Below are 26192 nucleotides of genomic sequence, written 5' to 3' on the forward strand. Positions count from 1 at the left end.
AAATGTTTCTCCCAAATCCTCTATAGAAGTACTCGGAGGACACTTGATGTTCTGGGAACATAGTAAGCGATTTAACGAGCTTGTAAATCGATTTTTGTCCGAAAAAATATCCCTCTGAGACATCCACGAAATAATAGTTTTCTCACGGGGGTGAAAATGATTTTGGCATTATAGACACATCACTTTCTTTTGAACTTATTGCTCAAAATCACAAGATAGATAAAGATAAACTAGACAGCCATCTGCTTATGCGGAAAGGCTGTATTTTTTGTGGAATTAATGCTCGAATCATTAAGTTTTTAAAGAATAATGTTAGAAGTGAATTTTTTAGGGAAAAGAAATATTGAAAAGAATATTAGGAAGGTGAATGTGATGAAAAAAGAGTCGAATCATGAAAAGGAATCCTCAAATCAAAAAGATCTAACTGTTGAGCAAGGAAAGCCAAATGAGTTAAGTGACCAACAGAAAGAAGAACTTCAAGTGAAAGATGGCCAAAATGATCATCATGTGGATGAACGCGGTGGAAGATAATAGGATTCAATAAAACACTTTTCGTTAAAGAAGGTATAGACAATACCTATAAACGGAAGGTGTTTTTTTCTATGGTGCAATACTCAGATATCCAGTCGAAGTGAAAATGAATGTAATAGAAAAATAGGAGAGTACTAGCACTCTCCTGTTTATAAAGGTAGTCCTATTTTTCACCAATCTTGAACGCAAAACGATTTTCTACTTGGAACTCTCCATTCTGAAAAGTTCGCTCCACAAATGTAACATGATTTTCTTTATCGATTAGTAAGACGGTGGATGAACGAGTGCCATAGTTAGAGATCTTAATAAACAAAGGAGACAACAATCTCTCCATCTCTAATCCGACTCCGGTTTCAGGTAGTTCCATATCATCCGCCATGGTTTGATCTGAGATGATATCAAATAGAGAATCTATAGCTGCTTCACCAGGATAGGATTGAACATACTCACCTAAATACTTTTTGCCCTTTGCAACCTTAGGCCAAGGTGTATTCAGTGTATGATTGCTCAAACTATGTGTGCCGGGAGTAATCTCATTCATTTCATTTAATACATTATTGTAGTGGAACAATTGATTTCCATCACCCACAATGACATTATAACCACCAAAATTTCCTTTATTGTTTGATAGTGTTTCAATAAAATCAACTGGAGCATCACCACTGGACAAAAAATCACGCACGATATCCCCACGAGAATAACTTCCCCGTGCTTCATTAGGATCCCGATAGTTCGTCAACGCGGCAAAACGCCCATCTCTCGTCACACCAAGCCAAGTCCCCATATGCACTAAATCACGCCCACCCAAAATATTCGGACAATCCTTCCAAAATCCAGCAGCCGCAGTAGGTCGCTCATAAAACTCATCCCGATTTGCCACCACAATCAGTTTATAAAACGGATGATCTCGAAAATGAAAATTTACTAAACACATTCCCATTACTCCTTTTACTAGTTTTTCACTAATATTATCCTAAAAAATAACGTAAAGCATTATTTTACTCTGAAGGATTAACTTTACTAATCATGAGACATTTGATATAAGGTAAAAATATTCTTTAATATAGATGATTGGAACTATAGGTATTTTGCATAATAAAGAAGCTTTGTAAAGGCTGCGTTAGGTATAATTCAAAAGCAATTCTGAGTGGTGATGAAATGGTGTATCATACAGGCATACTATTTATTTCTGCAAAAGTACCTAATATTGCTTCTCATTCCTCATGTTCCAGATAGAATTCAAATAACGCTCGTTCGCAAATTTTTTCAAAAACGCCAACAAAATATCCTGGAAGATTGCGAACTTTTTTCTTTTTCATGGCGTGTAAAGAAATCGTTAGTGCTTGGTAACCAGTGTTTTCATAAAACTTCTGCTCTTGTGGGAACAACTGAACGCTACGATAAGTGAGGCTTCGATATACCCCATACAAACGGCTTACCAGTTGCTGATCTTGTCCCGACGTAGCAAAAATAGCAGATTTGAATTGCTGATAGAATGTAGGCTCTTTTTTTTCGGAAAAGTTATCCACATAATTTTCTGAGCGGACTTTATCGTCAGAATACGTATTATGAAATAATTCTTTTTTAGAGATTAAAAAGATATCGGTTTCTTTTTGCGAAATGATAGGCTCATCCCTTTGTATTTCTAGCTTTGCATCCTCTCCCCGAGCTGTCAAACTCGAGTGGTCATCAAAAGGTAAAATAACTATAATATTGGCACCATACCCCTTGGAAACCTTGCGAATGGTCGGAACCTTTTTAATAATCGCTAGCTTTTCTAATTTACGTAAAGTTCTTCTAACAGTAGCCTCTGATTTATCTATCGCTTTACAAATGGATTCCACTTTCAAATGAGCTGCACCTGGAAACTTACATGCATATCGAGCTAACAAAGTGACCGCAACGCGATCTGTCTCATTCAACTCACCATTATGCTCCATTATGTGTTTTTGAACATGTATATCCATTTCTTGAACCGTCTTAAAAGATTGATAAGCCGTAAGATAATTAGTCATCTCTTCTTTCCTCCAATGCTGCTAATGATAAGTCGCTGTCATTAACTAGATAGGAGGGTTTTTGGGGAAAGGATACATCTATTGTTGGAAAATTTATCTGAAAACGCAATTTAGTTCACTAACCCATATTAAAAGAGCTCACTCTGAACATAAATTAATGAAAAACTAATTATAAATACCTTAATGAAGCTACCGAGGATACATTTTCGGCAGCTTTTTATTTTATCTCTTATAAAGAAAGTCTGATAAAATAGTTAAATATTGTGATAATATTAAGGTAATTGGAATGGCGGATACTAGTGTTCTTTCAAATTGAAGGAAACTAGACTAGAAATATAGTTATATTGAGGAGAGATTAAAGTGACAGGATTTGCTAAAAAGTCCTTTTTAGAAAGAATGAAATTAGCATTAAAGGATAAAGAAGAACTACGAGTACCTGTACTTATCAAAGAGGGTACTACTGCGCAAAAAAAAATAGATAAAATGCAGAGTGATTTAGAAAAAGAAAAGTTATCGGAAACTCAAAAAGACTTACTAAGTAAAATTAAAATTCATGAACTAGGATTATACGGTGAAAAAAGTGTTCAATTTGAGCTAGTAAACGCATTTATTCCTATTCATGTTTTGCATGATCTTCATTTGCGACATGATGAATGGAAAGCCCAAATTGATTTTGTTGTTATAACTCGAAAATTTATACTCGTTATCGAAGTGAAAAACTACTACGGAAATATTCATGTAACAGAGCAAGGGGATTTTATACGGAACGTCATGAAAGGTAAAAAAGTAGTTTTTCAAGAAGGATTCTACAGTCCAATACGCCAGATAGAAAGACAGACAGAAGTATTACGAAAGTTGTTGCAAGAGAACGGAATAGTAGGGAATAAAACACCTATTAAACAAGTAGTTGTTTTTACGAATAATAGAACGATACTAGACTTGAAAAAAGCAAAAGAAGATATACAAGATAGAATTGTACGTGTAGATGGATTAGTCGGATACATATCAAAGGAGTTAAAAAAATCTTCTCCTGTTCAAATTTTAGATAACCGTATGTTGGATATAAGTAGTTTTCTAATGGACTCTCATATAGAAGATGAAATAGAAAAAACAGAGGATACAGTAGAATTGAAACTATTAGGTGAAACAGTAGAGGCTATGGCAAATCCAAAAGAAGAACAGTCTGCAACTGTAGCAGCAGGATTGGAAGAGGCTTTAAGAAATTTTAGAAAAGATAGAGCAGCAGCTTTAGGTATGAAAGCATTTCATATTTTTTCTAATCAGACTCTAGACGAAATTGTTTCAAAACAACCTACAACTTTGATAGAACTATCAACAATAAGAGGTATTGGTGAGAAAAAGATAGAGGAGTTTGGACTTGAAATAATTGAAATTATTCAAAGACAAAGTTCAAAAGATTAAAAGGTAAATGAGTTCCAGGCGGTAGAAAATAATGAGGCAGATATTTAAAAAAGAATACACGAAAGGGTGTGAGCGTTTGTTTAAAAAAATAATCAATCGTGTAGAAGATTTACTTAGCTCTTCTGCAGCAAGGAAGACCGCAGACAAACCCAAGCAAAAGTCGGTCATTTCTACCTATAAGGAACAGACCGGAAATGGCCTGTTCTCCACCATGTTCAACAAAGGCAATTACGGTGAATTCTCATCCTACGGTAAATTGGCAAAATTGCCGGGGTACCATAAAGCATTGTTCAATATTTATATACCCAACGGCAAAGAACAAACGACTGAAATCGATTTGGTCTACCTTCATGAAACCGGCATCTACGTAATCGAGTCGAAAAACTACAGCGGCTGGATTTTTGGGGATGAAAAGTCACAAAAGTGGATGCAAACCTTTCAGAATGGGCAGAAGTTTTCCTTTTACAATCCCATCAAACAAAATCTAGGCCACATAAAGGCACTGAAAGCCCTGTTGCCATCTATTGAAACTGCGCAATTTACATTTCACTTGATGAGTTTATAATAATCTTTAATAGTGTCAAAAAATGATACTGTTTAGGAGGTCGAGATGAAAAAAGTTGAACGGATTAATATCATCATGCGGTATATCAACAACCGATCCCGCTTTACAATTTCTGAGATCATGCAAGAATTTAACATCTCTCGTTCAACCGCTATTAGAGATATCAGAGAAATTGAAGCAATGGGGATGCCACTTGTTGCTGAAGTTGGAAGGGATGGGGGCTATTTTGTCATGAACAATTCTGTCCTGCCCACTGTCCGCTTCACCGATAATGAGATTAAAGCTCTCTTTATTGCCTTTATGGCCACAAGAAATCAACAACTCCCTTATCTAAAGAGCCGTCAGTCTTTAGCTGAAAAATTACTAGGCCTCATTTCAGAAAACCAGCAAGATGACCTCGTTCTTTTAAATCAAATCTTGCTTTTTGAAGGAACTAACCCTAATAATCCCGACCTACTTGATCTGTCAGACCTCCCCCATCCTATTTTAGAAAAACTTATCCAAATCCTTCTTTTGGATCGCTATTTATGGATTACTATCGAAGAAGAGAAGATAGTAAAGACTTACCCAATTTATCTCTTGCACCTTTATCGTGAAAAAAGCCTTTGGCTGATTGAAGGATTTGACTTAAAGGAAGAGAATAGGGGGATTTTTCCTGTCGACAATCTCACCAATGTCGAACCATACCCTACGAAAAAAAGATTAAGTAAGAAAAATATTTTAGAAAAACTAAGTAAGCAGGAAGAAGTGATCAACCTTGTCCTTGAACTTGGTCCAAAGGCAATTGCCCAGTTCAAAAAATACCATCCTATAAAAGTTTCAATTTCCTATACAAATCCTTACCAAACTACAGCCATTCTAAAGACTTTTATCAATGTTTATAATTCAGGAGAATTGGCCGAAATAACAAATTGGCTGCTTTTCCTAGGTGAGGATATCAAGGTCAGGGAAGTGCCAGAAGAAGTCTTAGAAGGTTTACATGAGAGAGTATGTTTATTCTTCCCTTAAGCAATGCGGTTAAAAGCCAAATAATTTTGAGCTTGGCCAATTGCAGTGCATCTCTATTTTGCACACATAGGGTATATACTTCTGATTAGTGTAAATGCTTTGAGAAGTTAATAGCATTTTTTCAGTACTGTTCTTTATTGAATTTCTAGTAAATTCATTTTAACAAAAAAGGTAAAAACCTCATTTAGATGCGTTACGGTGAACCCTATCATAAGTAAGTGATATTTTTACTTTATATTTATTAAATTAGATATGCATACAAAACTAAAGCCGATTTTCTGAGCAAACAGAAAATCGGCTTTTACAAATCGCTTACGGATTTTTTCGCAGTACTTTAAATATTTTCTAAGATTTTATATTGAACTTGTGTAATTTAATCAGGAAAAACAGAATCGTCTATTCGGCATAATTTATGTACATAGTAAAACACTAAGAAAGTCTTAAGAATTGGTGTGTGTGTTTGTTAAGATTTAAATAGTATCATATTCTTATACGAATCCTCAGGGGTGATCACATAAGCCAAAAGAGATGGAGGAATGAATGTAGTTGAACATTTTGATTTGTGATGATGATAAAGAAATCGTTAGGGCGATTAGCGTTTATTTAGAAAATGAGGGATATCAAGTATTCAAAGCTTACGATGGGATAGAGGCAATCGATCTTATTCGAGATCATGTAATTCACCTAATTATTATGGATATAATGATGCCAAAAATGGATGGGATTACGGCAACGATGAAGATTCGACAAGATAATATGATTCCGTTAATTATACTTTCTGCCAAGTCTGAGGATCATGACAAAATACTCGGGTTAAATATCGGAGCAGATGATTATATGGGCAAGCCGTTTAATCCATTAGAACTTGTGGCTAGAGTGAAATCACAGCTAAGAAGGTATACGACATTTGGGAGTCTTGAGGTGAGTGGTTATGTACTTCAAACGGGCGGGCTCATGATTGATGATGAACAGAAGATCATTACTGTTGATAATCAAGAGGTTTATTTGACACCAGTGCAGTATAAAATTTTAAAGCTTCTCACAGCAAATGCTGGGAGAGTATTCACAATTGAAGAGATTTATGAAAAGGTATGGAATGAAAGGGCCATTAATCCAGAGAATACGGTTTCGGTTCATATTCGAAAGATTCGAGAAAAAATTGAAATAAATCCGAAAGAGCCGAAGTATTTAAAAGTTGTATGGGGAGTTGGGTATAAAGTTGAGAAATATTAGTCATGCAATCATTACGAAAGTGATTGTGTTTTTGATCGCCGTCGTTTGTTTAACTGGTACGACGAAGGCAATTATCAACATGGAATTTAATGAGGTTCATCTTAGTAGTATAAATCAAGATAATTATTTTGAAAGCCGAGCATTCGCTGATGAAAGTTACAGCATTATTGCCTCCTTAGCGCAATTAATCGGAAAATATAAAAGTGAAGAACATATTTTAAGTGGTAAGACACTAACTGAAGAAGATGATAGAGAAATTAATGAAAATTTATATAATGATTTCCGGTATTCATACAGATATAATCCGAATTTGAGTGAAGTGGAAAATGAGCGCATATATCAAGAAGAATATGCAGATAACATAAATCTTAAAAAAGCCGAAAGAATGAGTGAGCAGGTAAGAGAATTTTATCGGTTACTCGGAACACTAGAAGCACATGAAGGAATCACATATTATGCGAGTGATGGTGAACATGTATTCTCTAATAATGAACTAAATAAGAAAGAGCAATTTGAATCATATGATGCATATATGCTATTCGAGGATTATCAACAAAAGTTTTACCCAAATGAAGTGAAAGAAAGTCAATACCTTAATTACTTTACAAGCAATGTTGAACAGTTGAATCCACAAACAGACGTCATTTATATAGCGTTTCCAGAATCTTTCTTACAACAAAAAATAGAGGAATGGGAAAAAGACAAACAGATTGCCAAACGTTATTTTTATGAATTCATTGTATTTCTAGCAGGATTTATTTTATCTTTTGTTTATTTGATTATTGTTATTGGAAGAACCTCATTTAAAGATAAAGAGATTCATTTTCATGTCGTTGACAAACTATATAATGATCTCAAAATTGTGATAGCCGTTTGTTTACCAGCGGTGTGGATAGCGGTGATGCTTGAAGTGTTCTATGATATATACATGCTTCTCACGGCACCTTTTTTTATCATTGTTTTACTAATGATTTTATCGCTCGTAAAGCATATCAAAAATAGAACATTACTTCAGCATACACTCATCTATCAAATTCTCAAAAAGATTTTTATTTTGGTAAAAAGTGTATTTGATAGTGGCAGTATGGGTGTGAAAATCGTACTGCTTGTCATTGGCTATCCTTTAGTAGTTGTGGCAACGTTTTTCATGTTTCCCATTACCATGGGTCTAGCTGCTTGGTTTGCGATGAAAAAGGTGAAGTCGTTTAACCGCATTAAAGAGGGCGTAGAGCAAATTAAGAATGGAGATCTTCATCATCGAATTGAAGTAGACGGAAAAGGGGAGATTAGCCGGCTTGCAGTGAATATTAATAGTATTACTGAGGGGTTAAAAAAGTCGGTGGATAGTGAGATTAAGAGCGACCGTTTAAAAACAGAGCTCATTACGAATGTTTCGCATGATATTAGAACACCTTTAACGTCAATCATTACGTATGTCGATTTATTAAAAATAGAAAACGACCCTGAAATAATTGCTGAATATGTAGACGTGTTAGATCAAAAATCGAAAAGACTTAAGCTCTTAACGGATGATTTATTTGAAGCGGCTAAAGCGTCAAGTGGAAGTATGCCTGTTCAGTTAGAACGGATTGACATCGTATCATTACTAACGCAAGGAATAGGAGAAATGGGTGGAAAAATCGAAGCGTCGTCATTAGATTTTAAGTTAGCCTACCCAACAGAAAAGGTGTATGTAAAGGCTGATGGCAAACTCCTATGGCGCTCCATCGAAAACTTATTTTCAAATATTTTTAAATACGCACAGCCTGCATCAAGGGTATATATTGATGTTGAAGATTTAGGGAATGAAATACTCGTGACATTTAAAAATATCTCAGCATATGAATTAAATATTTCAGTCGATGAGCTAATGGAACGCTTTAAACGAGGCGATGAATCTAGATCAAGTCAAGGTAGCGGATTAGGGTTGTCGATTGCTGAAAGCCTTATTCATATCCAGCATGGAAAGTTTTTAATTCAAGTAGATGGTGATTTATTTAAGGCAATCATTTATTTACCGAAATTTCCAAATGAATAATGTAGCGAAGGAATAGGATATGTGAGTATCCTATTCTTTTTCTGTGTATAGAAAAAATTTCAACGTTTTTCAGGTTTAGAAAAACATGCTTATTCTAGAGAATTAGAGGATTGTGGAGCTTTTGTCTAACTGTAGACTTGAATAACATTTAACGTAATAAGCCGTAACTTACTCATCCTCAACCTCTATCAAATAAATTCCTTCCTCAAATCCACCGCGTTTTTCTTTCTTTGCAATGCGAATTTTCTCTAGATCTTCATAAGTTGCTTCGTGAATAGGAAGGGCAGCGTGAATCAACTCCAAAATGTCGGCTAGTTCCTCTAGGGCATCTTGGTGGTTCATAGTTTTTTGGAATTCCTGTACTTCTTCATATAGCTTTTTCTTTATTTCTGTTAAGTGTTCAGAAGGATCTAGTGTGCGTGTGGTGAATTTGCTACCTGAGTTTTCGATGACCTGTGGGATTAGATCGCGTACTAGTTTGTTGAAGAATGGCATTAGATGTCCCCCTTTTTTCTTTTATTATAGAGAAAATTATGATTATTTGAAAGGAGAGCACTTTATACCAGTCAGTTAATTTTCTGAAAACAAAGAAAAAACATAGCGTATTTTGTATAATGAAAAGTAATAATCTTAAGGGGTGTTTTCATGCAGATACAACGTGGACAGAAGGTTAAATTAGAAAATATAACCCAACTCGAATGTTTTGTTCGATGGTCGACACCAAAAAAACAAATGGAATTAGATATTTCTTCCTTTTTATTGCAAGCTAGCAATCGCTGTGTAAAAGATGAACATTTTATCTTTTATGGCCAACCGAATAGTCCAGATAAATCAGTTAGCTATGCAAAACAAACATCATTAGATGGTTCGATTACTATCCAATTGAATGCAGTGCCAGAAACAATTGAAAAAATAGCTATTGCCTTGACTATTCATGAAGGGGACGCACAAAATTTGCGCTTTCAAGAAGTAGATAACTTAGAGCTTATTATAAGAGATGCTATAACAGGAAATATTTTATACTCTTATTCGTTTGGTGATGACTTACAACAGGAGACAGCGATAGTTGTTGGTGAGCTGTATAGGCATCAAGGACAGTGGAAATTTAATGTGATAGGTAGTGGATTTAATGGAGGGTTGGAGGCACTATGCTTAAATTATGGTTTAGAGATTGAAGAAAGCGCAAGTGGTATACAGGATGATATTCCTCTTCCCCCTCCTGTTGAAGAACCTATTAAACAAAAGCCAAACCTCGAGAAGATGAATATTAATCTGAAGAAAAAGGAATCAATATCTATCGCTAAGTCCAATAAAATTGTAGCGACTTTGGAGTGGGCGAACCCTAAAAAAGATTTGGATTTATATTGCTTTTATGTATTGAAAAATGGCGATACCGGAAAGGTTTACTATCGTTCAATGGGGAATGCAAATCGTGAGCCTTTTATTACTCTCGATGGTGATAGTCGAGTGGCAGGGAAAGAAACCATTGTGATTCATGATCCTACCCAATTGAAATATGTATTGTTTGCATCTTATAGTGCAGTTAGCAATGGCTTTGGCAGTTTTAAAAGTATGAAGGCGCAAGCAGTCGTTGATAACCAACTGGGGCAACGGATAACTAGCCCATTATATGAGAAAAACCATTTTGCCTACTGGGTAGCTATTGCGCATATTGATTTTACAGATGCGGAGAATATTAATGTCAGTCATGTTGAAAGGTACTCAAAATCTGGTTCTGAACGTTCTCCTGAGCTATATGTTGATGGTTTATTTGAGATGGATCGTGGAGTAATAGAATTTAAAAAGTAAAAAGTGGAATATTGACCTTCTATTTCTTTGTCTCCATTAGCGAAGTTAGTATGATGAGGGAAAGAATAAATGTAAGCTGTGGGAGGATATAATGCCGAGAGTGTTCATGTTTATTGGAATAACTTTTATCCTTCAAGGTTGTATGGGATGAATGTAGGAGAGGATGAGACGATGCAGGAGCAATTATTCGAGGCCGTGGAAGGCAAAGAGTTTGATACAGTTAGAGAGTTACTGGCTAACGGAGTAGATATTGACGCGCAGGATGGTCAGGGTAGGACGGCGTTAATGATTGCTACTTACGCTTATGACGTAGACATGGTAAAGATATTAATCGACGAAGGTGCAAATGTGGATATTCAGGATGATATGCTTAATAATCCATTTTTATATGCGGGAGCAGAAGGGTATATGGACATCTTAAAGCTAATGATTGCAGCTGGGGCTGACCCAACTATTACGAATCGATATGGTGGAGTTGCACTTATCCCCGCTTCTGAGCACGGGTATGTAGAGATAGTGGAAGAGCTTTTAACGAAAACAAAAACTGACGTTAATCATGTGAATAATCTAGGGTGGACTGCTTTGCTAGAGGCAATAATTTTAAATGATGGATCTGAAAAACAGCAGCAAACGATTCGTTTATTAATCGAGCACGGAGCAGACGTAAATCTTGCGGATAAGGATGGAGTAACTCCGCTAGCGCATGATAGTGAAAAACAGTTTAAAGAGATTGAAGAGATTTTGTTGGAGTCTGGGGCTAAATAATACGTAAGGAAGTAACTGTTAAGGAGCAGTCGTTTTTATTATGCAGAGTTGAAGACAAAATTCGGTACTCCTTAATATGTCATGATAATATTGCGGCGTCATAGTTGATTGAGAAAAAGAGGCTAAAACTTATGGAGTGTAGAGTAATTGGTATGTGGGGTGGATTTCCTAAAAAAAATGGTCCTTGTTCGGGGTATTTAATTCAACATGAAGGATTTTCATTATTAATTGATTGCGGTAGCGGTGTCTTAACGGAATTACAAAATTATATAGATTTAAATGATATAAATCATGCCATTTTAACTCATTATCATTATGATCATTTCAGTGATATTGGAGCGTATTTATTCTCAAGACTGGTGAATACACAGTTAGGTAGAGCAGTGGAAGAATTATGTGTATATGGTCCAGAAGACGAGGGGATGCAAGAGCAGGTGGAGGCTGTTGCTTATTCCCGATTTACTTCATTTAACGAAAAGAGCCAGTTAGAAATCGGACCGTTCACCTGTAAATTTATGAGAAATATTCATCCAGTAGAAACGTATAGCATAAAAATTGTATGTGAGGGTAAAAGTATTGTTTTTACGTCAGATACTAGCTTTAATCAGGATTTAGTTTCACTTGCAGCCAATTGCGATCTGCTTATTACTGAATGTAGCTTGTATGAAGGAATGGACGGAGCATGCTCGGGACATATGACGTCCGAGCATGCAGGAATACTAGCATATCAATCCAAAGCAAAAAGGGTGTTATTAACACATCTTCCACACTACGGTGATTTAAACGATTTAGTAGTTAGTGCGAAAAAACAGGGTAATCCAAACATTGAATTAGCAGAATCAGGGATGTTAATAGAATTATAAAGTTGGTAGGATGAATGCTCATGGAGGCATTTATTCTACCAACTTTTTTACTAAATTGGGTTGGTTTTTTTATTTTGTTTCCTAACCATTTTAAGACACAAGATGTATATGGTTATTAATGGGTATAGGATTATCGTAAATGTCAAGGATACGAAGCTTAATGTGGAAACAATAGATATTGCGAACAAGAGTTTATCTTTCTTGGTCTTCCACTGAGTCAGTCCTTTAATACCTAGTATCGTCAAGGAAAGTAAGATACCTAAAAACGTCGGGAAAATTACGATGAATATGAAGCCAACGTAATGTGTAAATCCTGATGGAAATAGAAGCGTGAATAGAACACTAGTATTCTCTATTTCTCGTTCTGGAAACAGCTTATATAAAAGTGGTATAGCTATTAATAAGAAATTATATAAAAAGAATACGGGCAAGGATTGAAATAGCATCATGTTCTCGCTAGTCTTTGCTCTTAAACCGTAAATGGTTATTACTATAATTATTGTCAACGAGATGAGGAGCGTGACTATTAGGAAAACATTCATAGCTTCACCGACTTTCGTATTAATTATTGTGTCGCAGTTTCTATTTAGTCTAGCAGATGTTATTATCAGTTTCATTATCTAGTGTTGGATAAGACAATTGATGGACAGTCAATAACATACGTATATGTTGAATACAAAAAAGTTTCTGTATATAATGAACTTAGAATCATAAAATAAGAAAGACTGGATACGCTAATATCCAGTCCTACAACTGCTAACCGCAGAAAGAGCGGTTGGTCCTGGGTCAGAAAATAACCGTCAAACCTTTGCTGAGGGACGGTTATTTCTTTTTAGCAAAGAAAATAATCAATGTCACAACGATTGAAAAAGCTGCTAAAATTACAGCACTTAGCTGTATTAACAAGCTGATTGCTTCGTATGTGGTCACTGGCATCACCTCCTTTGAAAGGAAGTGACCAACCGCCCACTCTGCTATGCAATTGTGCCTTTATTATACCATTGAAACAGAATGAACATTCTATTTTAAAGAAGATAAGTTTTAAGTAATCCAGGAAAGAAACGGTTTGGTCCTGTTTCTTTCCTGGATTTTCTTTGTTTAAAATCTCATGCATTAGTGTCTTGAACAATCACCCCAGATTAAGTACATTTTCATAATTTCTCGCTTTTAAGACAAGCTATATGAAAAGAGAAAGGTGATCGAATGGATTATAATTATGGATTAGGTATTATGCAATATGAATAAACCCTTCGTACCGCAACTTGTTTATTTTGAACCGAATGCACTTGATTATCCGCTTGGAAAAGAACTGAAGGAAAAGTTCGAGAAAATGGGAATTGAAACGCGCTTTACAACCTCACATAATCAAATTCGGGATTTGCCGGGTGAAACGGACGCTCAAAAATACCGTATCGCAAAATCCACCTTAGTTGTTGGTATTCGAAAAACATTAAAATTCGATACCTCCAAACCTTCAGCCGAATATGCAATCCCCCTTGCGACAGGATGTATGGGGCATTGTCATTATTGTTATTTGCAAACGACGATGGGCAGCAAACCGTATATTCGAACTTACGTAAACGTGGAGGAGATTTTTGAAGCGGCTGATCGCTACATCGAAGAACGTGCACCTGAGATTACCCGGTTCGAAGCTGCGTGTACATCCGATATTGTGGGAATTGACCATTTGACGCATTCCTTAAAAAGAGCAATTGAACATATTGGTCAAACAGAACTAGGTAGGCTACGTTTTGTGACGAAGTTTCATTTTGTTGACCATTTACTGGATGCCAAGCATAATGGCAATACTCGATTCCGGTTTAGCATAAACGCTGACTATGTCATAAAAAATTTCGAGCCCGGCACTTCTCCTCTAGATAAAAGAATCGAGGCTGCAGGGAAAGTGGCAAGAGCTGGCTACCCACTAGGCTTTATCGTTGCTCCCATTTATCTTCATGATGGCTGGGAGGAAGGCTACCGCCACATGTTTGAAAGACTGGACGAGGAATTACCACAAGATGCAAGAGATGATATTACATTTGAATTCATTCAACATCGTTTTACGAAGCCCGCGAAAAAAGTGATTGAAAAGAACTATCCGAAGTCAAAATTAGAGTTAAATGAAGAAGAGAGACGCTACAAATGGGGCAAGTATGGCATTGGTAAGTATATTTATCAAAAGGATGAAGAGGATGAAATAAAATCTCATCTATACGGCTATATGGAAAAGTACTTTCCGAATGCGAAGTTAGAGTACTTTACTTGAGCAATAAAAAAAAGCGTAAGGTCCCGGGGGAACTGTGGGCTTTTACGCTTTTTTTCATGGACAGAATCGTGGATTGCTGTCCTTGGGTAGGAAACTTTTGTGTTAGTTTGCTGCACAGAGGCAAACTAAGAGAAGGGTATCCAGTTCAGCTAAAAAACAGCTTTGTCTTATTTATAAATGTATGGATGGCAGGTGATACATACCGGTTTTTTAAGTAGGTTAAATAGACAGTTCTATTCAGTGAAGGTGAATCGATAGATTTTTTTACAATTGCTTTATCTGGAAGAGCTTGTAGATAGTTTTCTGGAATTAGTGTGATTCCGATGCCTTCTCGCACTAAGCTTAATGCTGTTTCAAAACGCTCAATCTCATACTTTATAGTTGGAATTATATCTTCCACTTCAAAAGCATTCAACACATCTTCTCTTGTCTGAAACCCCTCACTGCTAATAATGAACGGCTCTCCAACTAGGTCTTTTAATGTTACTGATGAATAATTCGTCAACGGATTACTTTCATGAAGCACTAATACAAGTTTTTCATTATACAAAGGAATGGTTTCGATATCGTTCTCTTCTATAAATTGATTGGTTATGATGGCATGTGTCTTGTAATTTCGTAACGAATTTTTTACATCATCTCCACTTAGAACTTCGGTTAATTTTATGCGCATATTGGGAAAATCATCATTGTATTGAAGAATTACCTTTGGAATCCAATGCTTTACTGATTCAATCATTCCAAGCTGTATCTCCCCACTTCCTATATGCTTTACTTCATCCATTTCTTTTTTTACCTTATCCATCTCTAATAAAAGCTGAACTGCTTTACTATATAAAATAGCGCCTGTCTCAGTTAATTCAATATTTCTCGTATTACGATCAAGAATTTGAAAGCCTAAATCACTTTCTAAAATTTTTATGGCATTACTAAGTGATGGTTGAGATATATGTAGTTTTTGTGCGGCTTTAGAAAAGCTCTTTTGGTCGACAATTGTCACAAAATACGTAAGCTGCTTTAAATCCATATATGTCACTCCTATTATTTATAGTTAAAAACTATATATTTATAGTAATTATATATTAGAATTTATAAATGTGTTGTTTTATAATTGATAAAAATCTAAATTCATAAATTTCAGAAAGGATGAATGGCTTGCTAAAAAAAGTAAATGAGGGTATTTGGTCAGGTCGGACCGATCATCTTGAAAATAGAACAAGCTTCCGGTATCACCAAATTGTTGAGTTGGAAAAAATGGAAACGCTTAAATTATTAGAAAAAACTTGTGTAATTATCGGTTTTGAAAGTGAAGAGGGAGTCCGTAGAAATAAAGGTCAACTTGGAGCAGCAAAAGCACCTAACGCTTTACGTACAGAATTGGCAAAGCTACCATGGAAACTATCTAATGGAAAGCACCTTGCAGATATAGGGACAATTGAGTGTATTGGCAGTGACCTAGAAAAAGCCCAACAACAGCTTGGGGAAGTAGTAAGCAAAGTCTTACATAAAGAGATGACCCCGATTATTCTTGGCGGCGGGCATGAAACCGCTTACGGACATTATCTTGGTGTTCGAGATTATATTGGAGATAAAGCGAAGTTAGGGATTATCAATATTGACGCACACTTTGATTTGCGCCCATACGATGAACAGACTTCCTCAGGGACGATGTTCAGACAAATATTGGAACAAGATGAAAACAGTAGTTATTTCGTTCTTGGTATCCAACGATACGGTAATACGCAAGAGCTATTCGACAAGGCGGATGAACTAGAAGTTACCTATATTTATGAAGAGGATATGCATCATGGACAGTTGGACCAAGTGAATGCATCTATAGAGAAGTTTATCCAAAAACATGATCGGATCATGCTTACGCTATGTACGGATGTATTAAATGCTGCATTTGCACCAGGTGTAAGTGCTCCATCACCGTTTGGTTTGGAACCCACCATTGTTCGTGCAATTATCAAGACCGTAACTTCCCATGAAAAAGTGTTGTCTTTTGATATTTCGGAAGTAAATCCAATCTTGGATGAAAATAATCGAACCGTAAAACTTGGAGCTTATTTGACAAATGAAGCAATTACATCATTTTTAGGAGGAAGAAAGAATGACACTAGCACTTGACCAAATTACAACAATCTTCCTTTCCATAGCACTTTTGGTTCTAGGTACATACCTAGTAAAGAAGATTGGATTCTTAAATAAGTTCTGTATACCAGCCCCAGTAGTAGGGGGATTACTATTTGCACTCCTTGCTACAATAGCCAAATCATTTGATTTGTTTGAAATTACATTAGATACATCTTTACAAGGATTGTTCATGCTTACCTTTTTTACTACAGTTGGCTTAGGAGCAAGTTTTAAACTTGTGAAATTGGGTGGGAAGCTACTCGTTATATACTGGCTAGCTTGTGGATTCTTAGCGCTTGCACAAAACACAATCGGTGTGTCTATGGCGTATTTATTTGATCTTCATCCTTTAATTGGAATGATGGCTGGAGCAGTTTCAATGGAAGGTGGACACGGTGCAGCAACTGCATTCGGACAAACTGTTGAAGATTTGGGTATTAATTCGGCGCTTTCTATCGGAGTAGCAGCTGCTACGTTTGGTCTCGTTGCAGGGGGACTTATCGGAGGACCAATTGTTAAATATCTTGTTACGAAGTATGATTTGAAATCAACGGAAACGGATGAAGCTACACAGGTTGATCTTGAAGAAAATGATAAAGCAATCAAAACGAATACATTTTTCACACAACTACTACTAATCACTTTCTGTATGGCACTTGGAACTTATTTGGGAGGTTTGTTCTCCTCTGCAACAGGATTTGTTCTTCCTGGATACGTTGGGGCTATGTTTGTAGCGGTTATTGTGAGAAATATTGTAGATAAATTTAATCCTAAGACTGTAGATATGAATAGTATTGGCTTAGTAGGTGACATATCCTTAGGAATCTTCTTATCCATGGCACTTATGAGCATTAAACTGTGGGAAATAGCAGATTTGGCTCTTCCGTTAATCGCAATCGTTATTGTCCAAGTTATCTTCATTGTTCTTTTTGGCATCTTTGTTCTGTTCCGTCTTTTAGGAAAAGATTACGATGCTGCTGTAATGGTAGCTGGTTTCACAGGCCATGGCTTAGGTGCAACACCTAATGCAATGGCGAATATGGCTGCTGTAACAGAAAGATTCGGCCCATCGAAAAAAGCATATCTAGTCGTACCAATTGTTGGAGCATTCCTCATAGATGTGTTTGCAATGCCTATTATTATTACGACAATTAACTTATTCCAATAAACGATAAATAATCCCTTGTTCATGTTGTTGAACAAGGGATTAATTATCGTCCTTGAACATTCATGTTTGTTTGCTAAATCAAGAACAAACAACTACTTGCGATTCCTCGGAAGTATATTGCGATTCTCGGGGGCGACCTTGCGATTTCTCGAAAGTATATTGCGATTCTCGAGGTAGACCTTGCGATTAGAAGCACTTGACTTGCGGTACGCACAAAAACACGATTCAACTTGCGATTTCTCGAAAGTATATTGCGATTCTCGAGGTAGACCTTGCGATTAGAAGCACTTGACTTGCGATACGTTCAAAAACACGATTCAACTTGCGATTTGTGGTCCTGATCTTGCGATTTCTCGAAAGTATATTGCGATTCTCGTGATCGACCTTGCGATTAGAAGCACTTGACTTGCGATACCCAACACAAAGAGCGGATAATCACACTATCGCTTCATACAACTTCGTTAAAGCCTCATAACGCTCCGCATCAAAATCCTTCTGACCGCGCATAAACTTTTCTTTTAGATTAAAATAACATATCTCAAAATATTCCTCGTTATGATGATGAATGAAAGGATGCACCACCTTCTCGTTAGATCCGTCTGCGAAATAACGCTCCATTTTATCTATCGTACGTATATTAATGCCTCGTGCACGCATTTCATGCAGAACAAGCTGGGTATAGGCAAACAAATCGTCTTTTGAATAGTCATAAATATAGTTAATCAAAATATGCCGATCTTCCTTTGCGAAAATACTATTTAACTCACGCCACTGTGCCAATAGCTGTGATTTTGGCAAAATGCTTAGTAAATTTTGATGCCATAAACGCAAACAAATCACCTCCCGTTCAATCTGTTGTGGCAATGAACACAAAAAAATTCACTTTTTTGTTCGTAAAAGCAGTCGTCTTGATTTAAGTCAATGAACCATTTTAATCTTCCTATTACAATAAAATAAAAACAATAAAAGGAGGTTGTTTATTATTAGCTTACAAAAGAACGTTACAAATTTGAGGAAAGCTGCTATTACTTCCGGTATATCGCTTATCATTATGGCCATTGCTGCAGGCTTTTCTTATGGTTATATCCATGGTAGCCTTGTCGTACCTGGCGATATAAGCACGACTTATCATAATATCGCATCATCCATAATGCTTTTCAAGGCTGAAATAATAGGTTGGGTTGTTGTTTTACTCCTCGACGTAATTGTCGCCTGGTCATTTTATATCTTTCTAAAGCCGGTTAATCAGGAGTTAGCTATGCTTGCTTCATGGCTTCGTCTTACTTATGCAGCGATACTGGGAATTGCCATTTTAAATTTGGTATTTGTATTACTGGTCTCAAATAATGCATCAGTAACGGATCATCTTCAAGCAAATGTTACTTTATACTTGGAGGCATTTGAAATGATTTGGTCTATTGGCTTAATTGTTTTTGGTGTCCATCTACTAGTAGTAGGATGGATTGGCTTCCAATCAAATAGCATTCCTAAAATTATTTCTATCCTGTTAGTACTTGGTGCAATAGGCTATATTGGTATTCACCTGAGTAAAACCTTACTTATCGAACAAAATATAACTACAACACTTGAACTTGTTTTTTATATACCGATGATTGCAGGGGAGTTAGGTTTTGGATTATGGCTGCTATTCAAAGGAGGAAAAGTCACTATCAACCCATGACATGCGCTTTAAGTGTTATCTATTTTTAAACGTTTCTTTATCCTACTTAATGACTCTGGAGTAATTCCAAGATAGCTTGCCAATTGATGTTGCGGTACACGATCAACTAGTTGAGGTCGTTTCATTAATAATGTCTTAAAACGCTCTTCAGGTGTAGAGGAGATAAAGGTAGCAAATTCCTCTTGTACTTTCCCAAAGTTTTCCTCTATCATCTTTCGGGTCATTATTTCCAACTGAGTATATTTGGTATACATGTCCTGTTCAATAGCTAAGTCACCAACAACCAATACTGAATCCTCTAGACACACAAAAGTGTATTCAGATGATTTATCAAGTTTATGATTATTGAAAACCGCAATTGCCTGTTCTTCCGTGTAAAAATTGGACGTTACTTCTTTTCCCTTTTCATCTATTGAATATTGTCTTATGCATCCCTTTAACACAAAATAGCATTTAGTGGGAACATCTCCTTGTCTAAGAAGGATTGTTCCCTTTTTAAATTCCTCTATTTTTATTTCTTCAGCGATGGTTTGTTGTTGTTCTTTGGTAAGAGAAGTGAATTTAGACATGTACTTAAACAATATACTTTTCATTTTGCTCTCCTTTTATCCAAACGCTTTTTATCTATAATACTACAAATATGAATGGAGGTTTATGTTCGTTCTATTAGTTAAATTTATCCCCTAAATATGACTAATAAAATAACATCCGTGCAAACTAAGTAGTAGTTTTTAGCTTTTGTGAGAAAAGGATGTGTCATATGGATTTTTTTCAAAGCCAGGAAACACTCACTACAATTGAGTGGATTCTACGGGCTGTTGTTGCATTTTTCTTTTTAGTCGTTGTAGCTAAGGTTATGGGACAGCGTGCCATCTCCCAACTAAGACTTCTAGATTTTGTGATAGCTTTAGTCATTGGTAATATTATTGCACACCCATTGTCTGATGAGAGGCTGGGGCTAAAAGGGTCCGTTGTTACCACAATTGTATTGGTTTCCCTATATCTTTGCGGTATTTTTTTAATTCTAAAATGGCCATGGTTTAGAAAGTTGATAACCCCTCCACCCATTAACCTTGTGAAGGACGGAGAAATCATTTACAAAGGATTAAAAAAGGCAAGAATCTCCATTGATGTATTATTAGAAGAACTTCGGGAGGAAAAAGTAGAAGATGTGAAGAAAGTTGCTTTAGCAATTTGGGAGGCGGACGGAAAAATTTCTGTATTTCTGGACCCAAAATATAATCCAATTACACCTGCAAACTATCAGCTAGTAACAGAGCCCTTCGATTTGCCAAAGCTAATCATAAAAGATGGAAAACTTGAATCAAAGGAATTAAAGAAAATTAATAAGGACGAGGAATGGGTAGTTTCTAACTTAAAAATACAATATCAGACGGAAATTAAATACGTTCTGCTTGGTACTATTGATAATAAAGAAAACTTGAAGGTATTTTTATATAAGTGAATGTTAATCTGTGTTTTTTACACTAGAGCTTGTTAATTTTTACTGGAAGCTAAATAATCTTTACTATAGAAACGACTGTTCAAAGTGGCAGTCGTTTTTTTGTATTTTAATAAGTATCCGAAAATTAATTGTAGTTCTTTATTCTTAAGTATTTTTATCAATTCATAAATCAAATGAATGATTAAAATAAAATATCAAGAATATTTTAAAAATTCGAAAGGAATTATCGAAATTAGGTCGAATCTATATCCCTTGAAACAAAATTATAGAATGAGAGGGATGGGTTTGTTGAAAAATCTTTTTAAGTATGCAGTCGTTTTTGCAGTTATATTCGCTTTATTTGTTCAAGGAACGGTTCAAAATAAAGCATCTGCTGATATGGTGGCTGAACCGACGATTCGAATTGGGGTTGTACCAGGTGTAGAGTCATTGACTGTTGGAGCAGAGGGTGCATTTGATGTAGTAGATAAAGCTACTGGTGTAGTTTTGTTTTCAGGTCTAGATGAAGAAGTTTTTGTTGAGCTAGGGTCCACTTCTACCGTGCAAACCAATTATCGTTTGCAAGTTTCCTATACTACGAGTGAAGCATATGTGACTGATTGGGTAGCTCGCGCAGAAGCAGAGGGTTATCCAACATATGTGGAAGATTACAACGATGGGTACCGCCTGTACATTGGCGAATTTGCAGCTGATGCTTCCTTCACCGTACGAACTGCTTTTAAAAACGAAGTAGTTTCTAAAGGTCTTGCAGCGAGTGATTCTTTTTGGAAAATCATTACGATTGCAGATGGTGAAAACGAATTAAAGGTCATTCACAATGGGGAAGAAAAAATAACTACTAATGCGCTGCAAATAATTGCCCCATCAAAAAAAGTAACGATCAATGGGACAACTTATCGTGGACTTGCGGAAGTTGGATTTAATAGCAGTGGAACATTAGCAGGTATCAATGAATTATTAACGGAAGAATATCTATACGGAGTAGTACCACGCGAATTGCCACCTGTGCCATATGCTGAACTTGAAGCGCAAAAAGCTCAGGCAATTGCAGCCCGCACATATGCACTATCGAATCTAGGTAAACGCAGTGCAGACGGCTATGATTTGTTGCCGACAACCTCTGACCAAGTATATGGTGGATTCGAAGCTGAACATCAGGTTTCGAATGATGCAGTAGACGAAACAAGTGGAATAGTTGCAACCTATGAAGGTAAACTGATCACTGCAGTATTCCATTCTACAAGTGGTGGCTTTACTGCAAACAACGAAGATGTCTGGACATCGGGAGCGACACCTTATCTACGTGCTACCCATGTGGCACAAAAAGGGAATTCACTAAAATACGTTCCTGCATTGGATATATATAAATTGGAGGAAGACGGATCTGAATCACTAAGAAAAGTGAAAAAGGGAGATTTTGAAGCGGATTGGTCAAAATATTACCGATGGAATTTTGAATGGACCTCCGAGGAAATCAGTCAGGTTCTTAGTACGTACTACAATACAGAAGTCGGAAAAGTTCTTGAAATTAATGTAACGGAGCGTTCTAGCTCTGGTCGAGCAGCTGAAATTGAGTTTGTAACAGAAAATGGAACATTCTATGAATATAAAGACCGCATACGCTGGGCTCTTCAGTATATCAATGCAAATGGTAGCCCTGCTGTTTTGTTAAGTACATTATTTATTATTGAACCTGTAAAAGATAATGTAACAGGTGAAGTCACTGGCTTCAAGACAAATGGTGGTGGTTGGGGACATGGTGTCGGAATGTCTCAAGTCGGAGCAGTTGGTATGGCTGAAGCAGGCTATACGTATGACGTAATACTGAAGCATTTCTACAAAGGAATTGATTTGGAAACAAAATATTAATAAAGAAAAGGCTTCTGCAGATATGTAGAAGCCTTCTTTTTTAGTCTCTGTTATATCTTTTAGTTTAGCATGTAGAAATCCTTCAAATTTAAAATCTTTGTTATACCACGGAAAAATTCAAACCATAATTAGTATTTTTCCAAACTAAGCTGTCCCTTTTGTATATGAACTATTTATGCATATTTGTCGTGTTTAAAAGCAAATGATCAATCCTAATTAATGGTTAAGTACTACACGCTTTATTGATTGAAGTGAAAGGCGGCGACTCCAGCGGGAACAGCAGTCAAGCTGAGACCCCACAGACTTGCAATAGCAAGTCGAGGAGGCTTAGCGACTGCCCGCGGAAAGCGTCCGACTGTAACGGAAATCAACAGTATTTTATAACAAAGATTTTTTTAAAAATATGCTGCTATTTCTTGGAACACTGTCATTAGACTTCGTTCAAATACTCACAACTTAAAATAAATTAACGAAAATAAAAAGAAAAGTTGAAAAAATATTTCAAAAATTTATAATGTACATATATTAGTTAAAAAAAGGTGGGAGTAGGGGTGTATGTATTAGGGATTGATGGTGGAGGAACGAAAACAACAGCCATGGTTGCAGATATAAATGGAACCGTTTACATGAAAGCGATAACCAGGGGCAGTAATCTAAATACGATGACACCAAAAGAGTTCGAGATTGTGATGAGTGGTTTGCTGTTGCAGCTTAACGTACAAAATGACGAAATATACAATCAAATATCCATCTGCTTTGCTGGGATGGCGGGAGTTGGTGAAAGCGGAAGGGATGCTGAAGTTGCTGACTTGTTAAGGAAATATTTGCCGAAGGACATCCATATTATTATCAAAAATGACGCACTAAACGCTCTATATGCTGGGACATTAGGAGAGGTGGGGATAGTACAAATTGCCGGAACAGGATCGATTACATTTGGAGTAAATGATGAAACGAAAATGGTGCGCTCAGGTGGATGGGGTTATTTGTTTGATGATGAGGGCAGTGGTTTTCATTTGGGCAATGAAGCGCTTCGTGCTGTCTTTAAAGAATTTGACCAGCGTGGACCATCGACCTCATTGACAACTTCTTTTTTGGAATACTTTGAAGTGAATTTGGTCCCGGACATCATTGGAAAAGTCTATGGATTGGAGCATCCACGTTCAATCATTGCTCCGCTTTCCCAGCTAGTGGTAGATGCTGCAATTGCTAATGATGAAATTGCGAAAAGTATTATTGCTAAAGCGTGTTCAGAAATGATGTCTTCTATACATTCGTGTCACGATCAGCTATTTGAAAAGAATCATGCCACAAACATTGTGTTGTCTGGTGGTGTATTTACAAACGCCGACTTTTTTATAGATCATTTTCAACAATTGGCAAAAGAGAAGCTTCCTAATATTAGATTTAAACGAGCACTCGTATCCCCTGTTGGTGGGGCAGTTATTGCTGCTCTACTATCACAACAAGTCCCGATTAATGATCGAATTGTGAAGCATTTGAACGAAGAAATCTCAAGTTAAGAACTGAGTTCGTTATGCTTTAGTAAAGTCATTTCTATCAAAAAGGAGTGAGAGAATGAAAGATAAAGTGCGTGCGTTTTTACAACAGGAAATCGACAAACAGGTTACCCCAGGAGCGGTCATCCGGATTAAACATAAGGGGAAAGTCATTTTAGAAGAAGCTATCGGGACCAATAGTTTGGAAGATGACCGCGTAACAATGACCAATAGGCATGTGTTCGATATGGCGTCTTTAACAAAAGTGATGGTCACACTTCCTGTCATGCTGCAGCTCCTTGAATATGGAGATATTTACCTAAATGATAAAGTCACTAGATTTCTACCGGGCTTCGGCAAGAATGGGAAAGAAAGCATAACACTACGGCAGTTGCTGACGCATTCATCTGGACTAATTGCACACCGTCCTTATTTTGAACGGAAACTAACGACACCAGAAGTTCTCGCTGAAATTTTGGAGGAGCAACTTTCCTATGTATCTGACACGCAGGTCGTATATAGCGATCTTGGTTATATTTTGCTGATGGCGGTTATTGAAAAAGTGACTGGACAGCCACTCGAGAAATACTCCAAGCAGCATTTATTTCACCCACTCGGCATGATGAGCACAGGGTACCTGCCAAAATACGAGCGTACTCAGTATGCGCCGACTGAGTTTCTTGAACATCTAGGAAATCATAAATACGGGATTGTCCATGATGATAATACAGAATTTATGGGAGGCATTAGCGGTCATGCTGGATTGTTCTCTACGATGGAGGATGTCTCCAACTTTACAAACATGTTGGAAAATGATGGGATCTATGAGGGCAAGCAAATATTGCATCCAGAGTGGCTGAGGAAATCACGAGAAAACTTCACGCCGTTTTCAGATGAGAGCAGGGGTCTAGGCTGGCAACTAAAAGGACGGGGACTCAGTCCGGCGGGAGACTTGTTGTCACCCACCACCTATGGCCATACAGGCTATACCGGCACAAGCATATATATCGATCCAAGAAGAGAATTGACAGTTACATTATTAACTAATCGTGTGTACTTCGGTCGCCATGACCCAATCATTCGATTACGACCACGTCTACATAATCTCATTGTTACAAATTTAACGAATTAGGAGTGTTGGTATGCATTTAATGATCGTTGGGGCGCATTGCGGAGATGGAGAGATTCAGGCTGGTGCAATTGCACACAAATATGCACAAGCGGGTTATAAAGTCACGTTTCTTCATTTAACGGCGGGAGAAAAAGGAGCACCTGCCCACTTGGATGTCGAGACCTATCGCATGCAAAAGATAGAGGAAGCAAAAAAGGCAGCAGCCATCTTAGGAGGCACGAGCATTACGTTAAATCATCGGGATGCAGAGCTGACTTTCAATGAAGAGCTAGTAAAAGAAGTTGCAACTATTTTCCGAAAAGAAAAACCAGATTTCGTCATAACACATTGGGTGAATAGTATGCATCCGGATCATGCTCTATGTCAGAAAATTGTACAGGATGCATGGTTGAAGGCTTCCTTGCCCGGTTTTGATTTAGGGGGGCTGCCACCACATGGACTCCGACGCGTATTCCATAGTGAGAACTGGGAGGATATGGAAGGATATGAACCTGATATCTATGTGGATGTCACGGATTCATTTGATGCATATTTGGAAGCTTTATCTTGTTACTGGTTCATCATGAACTCTACTAGTTTCAGATACTATGACTATTACAAAGCACTTGGTACAACACGTGGATGTTTGGGTAGAACAAAATATGCCCAAACCTTACAAAATTCAAAAGGGCTGCATGTTCGCCGCGAAGGGCATATCCCAGGATTCCCTATTATGAAGGAGGTATAA

At 36.9% G+C, this 26192-nt stretch carries 25 protein-coding genes; 18 read left to right on the plus strand and 7 right to left on the minus strand.

Annotated elements, in window-relative coordinates; translation table 11 throughout:
- Positions 1 to 309 precede the first annotated feature (309 nt).
- Positions 310 to 531, plus strand: coding sequence for a hypothetical protein (locus tag MKY37_RS13595; protein WP_340777926.1), 222 nt, complete (start codon positions 310 to 312; stop codon positions 529 to 531).
- Between the two features lie 163 nt (positions 532 to 694).
- Here the strand turns inward: MKY37_RS13595 and MKY37_RS13600 are convergent, their stop codons facing one another.
- Together MKY37_RS13600 and MKY37_RS13605 are read right to left on the minus strand one after the other, a co-directional pair.
- Positions 695 to 1465: an NRDE family protein gene (locus MKY37_RS13600; protein ID WP_340777927.1), complete on the minus strand. Its 771-nt coding sequence runs from the start codon at positions 1463 to 1465 to the stop codon at positions 695 to 697.
- 280 nt (positions 1466 to 1745) lie between these two features.
- Entirely contained in the window at positions 1746 to 2546 is an 801-nt protein-coding gene (locus tag MKY37_RS13605) for a hypothetical protein (RefSeq protein ID WP_340777928.1), read from the minus strand.
- 360 nt (positions 2547 to 2906) lie between these two features.
- On the opposite strand from MKY37_RS13605, the gene MKY37_RS13610 reads away from it, so the two are divergent.
- From MKY37_RS13610 to MKY37_RS13630, 5 genes are all read left to right on the plus strand, one after another.
- Positions 2907 to 3968 (plus strand): NERD domain-containing protein, encoded by a 1062-nt coding sequence (locus tag MKY37_RS13610; RefSeq protein ID WP_340777929.1) that lies wholly within the window; start codon positions 2907 to 2909, stop codon positions 3966 to 3968.
- A 31-nt stretch (positions 3969 to 3999) separates the two neighbouring features.
- Complete coding sequence (locus MKY37_RS13615; protein ID WP_340777930.1) at positions 4000 to 4533, plus strand: nuclease-related domain-containing protein; 534 nt, start codon at positions 4000 to 4002, stop codon at positions 4531 to 4533.
- Between the two features lie 45 nt (positions 4534 to 4578).
- Entirely contained in the window at positions 4579 to 5541 is a 963-nt protein-coding gene (locus tag MKY37_RS13620; protein ID WP_340777931.1) for a helix-turn-helix transcriptional regulator, read from the plus strand.
- A 546-nt stretch (positions 5542 to 6087) separates the two neighbouring features.
- Positions 6088 to 6774 (plus strand): response regulator transcription factor, encoded by a 687-nt coding sequence (locus MKY37_RS13625; protein ID WP_340777933.1) that lies wholly within the window; start codon positions 6088 to 6090, stop codon positions 6772 to 6774.
- Positions 6761 to 8812 (plus strand): HAMP domain-containing sensor histidine kinase, encoded by a 2052-nt coding sequence (locus MKY37_RS13630; protein ID WP_340777935.1) that lies wholly within the window; start codon positions 6761 to 6763, stop codon positions 8810 to 8812. The genes MKY37_RS13625 and MKY37_RS13630 overlap by 14 nt, the downstream gene beginning before the upstream one ends.
- A 168-nt stretch (positions 8813 to 8980) precedes the next feature.
- Here MKY37_RS13630 and MKY37_RS13635 read toward each other — a convergent pair whose 3' ends face one another.
- Positions 8981 to 9307 carry a nucleoside triphosphate pyrophosphohydrolase gene (locus tag MKY37_RS13635; RefSeq protein WP_340777937.1) on the minus strand — a complete coding sequence of 109 codons (327 nt, stop codon included), beginning with the start codon at positions 9305 to 9307 and terminating at the stop codon, positions 8981 to 8983.
- A 150-nt stretch (positions 9308 to 9457) separates the two neighbouring features.
- Here MKY37_RS13635 and MKY37_RS13640 point away from each other — a divergent pair, with 150 nt between their 5' ends.
- The 3 genes from MKY37_RS13640 to MKY37_RS13650 all read left to right on the plus strand — a co-directional run bounded on the left by MKY37_RS13640 (position 9458) and on the right by MKY37_RS13650 (position 12249).
- Positions 9458 to 10621 carry a TerD family protein gene (locus MKY37_RS13640; RefSeq protein ID WP_340777938.1) on the plus strand — a complete coding sequence of 388 codons (1164 nt, stop codon included), beginning with the start codon at positions 9458 to 9460 and terminating at the stop codon, positions 10619 to 10621.
- A gap of 147 nt (positions 10622 to 10768) precedes the next feature.
- Entirely contained in the window at positions 10769 to 11386 is a 618-nt protein-coding gene (locus tag MKY37_RS13645) for an ankyrin repeat domain-containing protein (RefSeq protein WP_340777940.1), read from the plus strand.
- 131 nt (positions 11387 to 11517) lie between these two features.
- Positions 11518 to 12249, plus strand: coding sequence for an MBL fold metallo-hydrolase (locus MKY37_RS13650; RefSeq protein ID WP_340777942.1), 732 nt, complete (start codon positions 11518 to 11520; stop codon positions 12247 to 12249).
- A gap of 822 nt (positions 12250 to 13071) precedes the next feature.
- Here the strand turns inward: MKY37_RS13650 and MKY37_RS13655 are convergent.
- Positions 13072 to 13179, minus strand: a complete 108-nt coding sequence (locus tag MKY37_RS13655; protein ID WP_245762754.1) for a putative holin-like toxin — start codon at positions 13177 to 13179, stop codon at positions 13072 to 13074.
- 307 nt (positions 13180 to 13486) lie between these two features.
- On the opposite strand from MKY37_RS13655, the gene splB reads away from it, so the two are divergent.
- On the plus strand, positions 13487 to 14515 hold the full coding sequence (splB, locus tag MKY37_RS13660) for a spore photoproduct lyase (protein WP_340777944.1): 1029 nt from the start codon (positions 13487 to 13489) through the stop codon (positions 14513 to 14515).
- Positions 14516 to 14660: 145 nt separating this feature from the next.
- Here splB and MKY37_RS13665 read toward each other — a convergent pair whose 3' ends face one another.
- Complete coding sequence (locus MKY37_RS13665; protein ID WP_340777946.1) at positions 14661 to 15542, minus strand: LysR family transcriptional regulator; 882 nt, start codon at positions 15540 to 15542, stop codon at positions 14661 to 14663.
- Between the two features lie 119 nt (positions 15543 to 15661).
- Here MKY37_RS13665 and hutG point away from each other — a divergent pair, with 119 nt between their 5' ends.
- Together hutG and gltS are read left to right on the plus strand one after the other, a co-directional pair.
- A complete protein-coding gene (hutG, locus tag MKY37_RS13670) occupies positions 15662 to 16645 on the plus strand; it encodes a formimidoylglutamase (RefSeq protein ID WP_340777947.1) in 984 nt (327 codons plus the stop codon).
- Positions 16629 to 17819 carry a sodium/glutamate symporter gene (gene gltS / locus MKY37_RS13675; RefSeq protein WP_340777948.1) on the plus strand — a complete coding sequence of 397 codons (1191 nt, stop codon included), beginning with the start codon at positions 16629 to 16631 and terminating at the stop codon, positions 17817 to 17819. The genes hutG and gltS overlap by 17 nt, the downstream gene beginning before the upstream one ends.
- Positions 17820 to 18254: 435 nt before the next feature.
- On the opposite strand, the gene MKY37_RS13680 is transcribed toward gltS, so the two are convergent.
- Positions 18255 to 18650 (minus strand): pyrimidine dimer DNA glycosylase/endonuclease V, encoded by a 396-nt coding sequence (locus tag MKY37_RS13680; RefSeq protein ID WP_340777950.1) that lies wholly within the window; start codon positions 18648 to 18650, stop codon positions 18255 to 18257.
- A 142-nt stretch (positions 18651 to 18792) separates the two neighbouring features.
- Between MKY37_RS13680 and MKY37_RS13685 the strand changes: the two genes are divergently transcribed.
- Positions 18793 to 19500 carry a DUF4386 domain-containing protein gene (locus MKY37_RS13685; RefSeq protein ID WP_445323043.1) on the plus strand — a complete coding sequence of 236 codons (708 nt, stop codon included), beginning with the start codon at positions 18793 to 18795 and terminating at the stop codon, positions 19498 to 19500.
- Between the two features lie 8 nt (positions 19501 to 19508).
- On the opposite strand, the gene MKY37_RS13690 is transcribed toward MKY37_RS13685, so the two are convergent.
- Positions 19509 to 20093: a Crp/Fnr family transcriptional regulator gene (locus MKY37_RS13690; protein WP_340777951.1), complete on the minus strand. Its 585-nt coding sequence runs from the start codon at positions 20091 to 20093 to the stop codon at positions 19509 to 19511.
- 167 nt (positions 20094 to 20260) lie between these two features.
- On the opposite strand from MKY37_RS13690, the gene MKY37_RS13695 reads away from it, so the two are divergent.
- From MKY37_RS13695 to MKY37_RS13715, 5 genes are all read left to right on the plus strand, one after another.
- Complete coding sequence (locus tag MKY37_RS13695) at positions 20261 to 20965, plus strand: DUF421 domain-containing protein (protein WP_340777952.1); 705 nt, start codon at positions 20261 to 20263, stop codon at positions 20963 to 20965.
- A gap of 285 nt (positions 20966 to 21250) precedes the next feature.
- Complete coding sequence (locus tag MKY37_RS13700) at positions 21251 to 22834, plus strand: SpoIID/LytB domain-containing protein (protein WP_340777953.1); 1584 nt, start codon at positions 21251 to 21253, stop codon at positions 22832 to 22834.
- A 551-nt stretch (positions 22835 to 23385) separates the two neighbouring features.
- Complete coding sequence (locus MKY37_RS13705; protein WP_340777954.1) at positions 23386 to 24357, plus strand: BadF/BadG/BcrA/BcrD ATPase family protein; 972 nt, start codon at positions 23386 to 23388, stop codon at positions 24355 to 24357.
- Positions 24358 to 24412: 55 nt separating this feature from the next.
- Positions 24413 to 25465 carry a serine hydrolase domain-containing protein gene (locus MKY37_RS13710; RefSeq protein WP_340777955.1) on the plus strand — a complete coding sequence of 351 codons (1053 nt, stop codon included), beginning with the start codon at positions 24413 to 24415 and terminating at the stop codon, positions 25463 to 25465.
- Positions 25466 to 25475: 10 nt separating this feature from the next.
- Positions 25476 to 26192 carry a PIG-L deacetylase family protein gene (locus MKY37_RS13715; protein ID WP_340777956.1) on the plus strand — a complete coding sequence of 239 codons (717 nt, stop codon included), beginning with the start codon at positions 25476 to 25478 and terminating at the stop codon, positions 26190 to 26192.

This window comes from Psychrobacillus sp. FSL K6-2836, assembly GCF_038003085.1.
Taxonomy (GTDB): domain Bacteria; phylum Bacillota; class Bacilli; order Bacillales_A; family Planococcaceae; genus Psychrobacillus.

Bases quoted from the DNA above. Each gene is read 5' to 3' on its own strand.
- MKY37_RS13650 (WP_340777942.1), top strand. From the start codon at position 11,518: ATGGAGTGTAGAGTAATTGGTATGTGGGGTGGATTTCCTAAAAAAAAT.
- gltS (WP_340777948.1), top strand. From the start codon at position 16,629: ATGACACTAGCACTTGACCAAATTACAACAATCTTCCTTTCCATAGCA.
- MKY37_RS13615 (WP_340777930.1), top strand. From the start codon at position 4,000: ATGAGGCAGATATTTAAAAAAGAATACACGAAAGGGTGTGAGCGTTTG.
- MKY37_RS13605 (WP_340777928.1), bottom strand. From the start codon at position 2,546: ATGACTAATTATCTTACGGCTTATCAATCTTTTAAGACGGTTCAAGAA.
- MKY37_RS13640 (WP_340777938.1), top strand. From the start codon at position 9,458: ATGCAGATACAACGTGGACAGAAGGTTAAATTAGAAAATATAACCCAA.
- MKY37_RS13690 (WP_340777951.1), bottom strand. From the start codon at position 20,093: ATGAAAAGTATATTGTTTAAGTACATGTCTAAATTCACTTCTCTTACC.
- MKY37_RS13620 (WP_340777931.1), top strand. From the start codon at position 4,579: ATGAAAAAAGTTGAACGGATTAATATCATCATGCGGTATATCAACAAC.
- MKY37_RS13595 (WP_340777926.1), top strand. From the start codon at position 310: ATGTTAGAAGTGAATTTTTTAGGGAAAAGAAATATTGAAAAGAATATT.
- MKY37_RS13600 (WP_340777927.1), bottom strand. From the start codon at position 1,465: ATGTGTTTAGTAAATTTTCATTTTCGAGATCATCCGTTTTATAAACTG.
- MKY37_RS13695 (WP_340777952.1), top strand. From the start codon at position 20,261: ATGGATTTTTTTCAAAGCCAGGAAACACTCACTACAATTGAGTGGATT.
- splB (WP_340777944.1), top strand. From the start codon at position 13,487: ATGAATAAACCCTTCGTACCGCAACTTGTTTATTTTGAACCGAATGCA.
- MKY37_RS13710 (WP_340777955.1), top strand. From the start codon at position 24,413: ATGAAAGATAAAGTGCGTGCGTTTTTACAACAGGAAATCGACAAACAG.
- MKY37_RS13645 (WP_340777940.1), top strand. From the start codon at position 10,769: ATGAATGTAGGAGAGGATGAGACGATGCAGGAGCAATTATTCGAGGCC.
- hutG (WP_340777947.1), top strand. From the start codon at position 15,662: ATGAATGGCTTGCTAAAAAAAGTAAATGAGGGTATTTGGTCAGGTCGG.
- MKY37_RS13715 (WP_340777956.1), top strand. From the start codon at position 25,476: ATGCATTTAATGATCGTTGGGGCGCATTGCGGAGATGGAGAGATTCAG.
- MKY37_RS13635 (WP_340777937.1), bottom strand. From the start codon at position 9,307: ATGCCATTCTTCAACAAACTAGTACGCGATCTAATCCCACAGGTCATC.
- MKY37_RS13665 (WP_340777946.1), bottom strand. From the start codon at position 15,542: ATGGATTTAAAGCAGCTTACGTATTTTGTGACAATTGTCGACCAAAAG.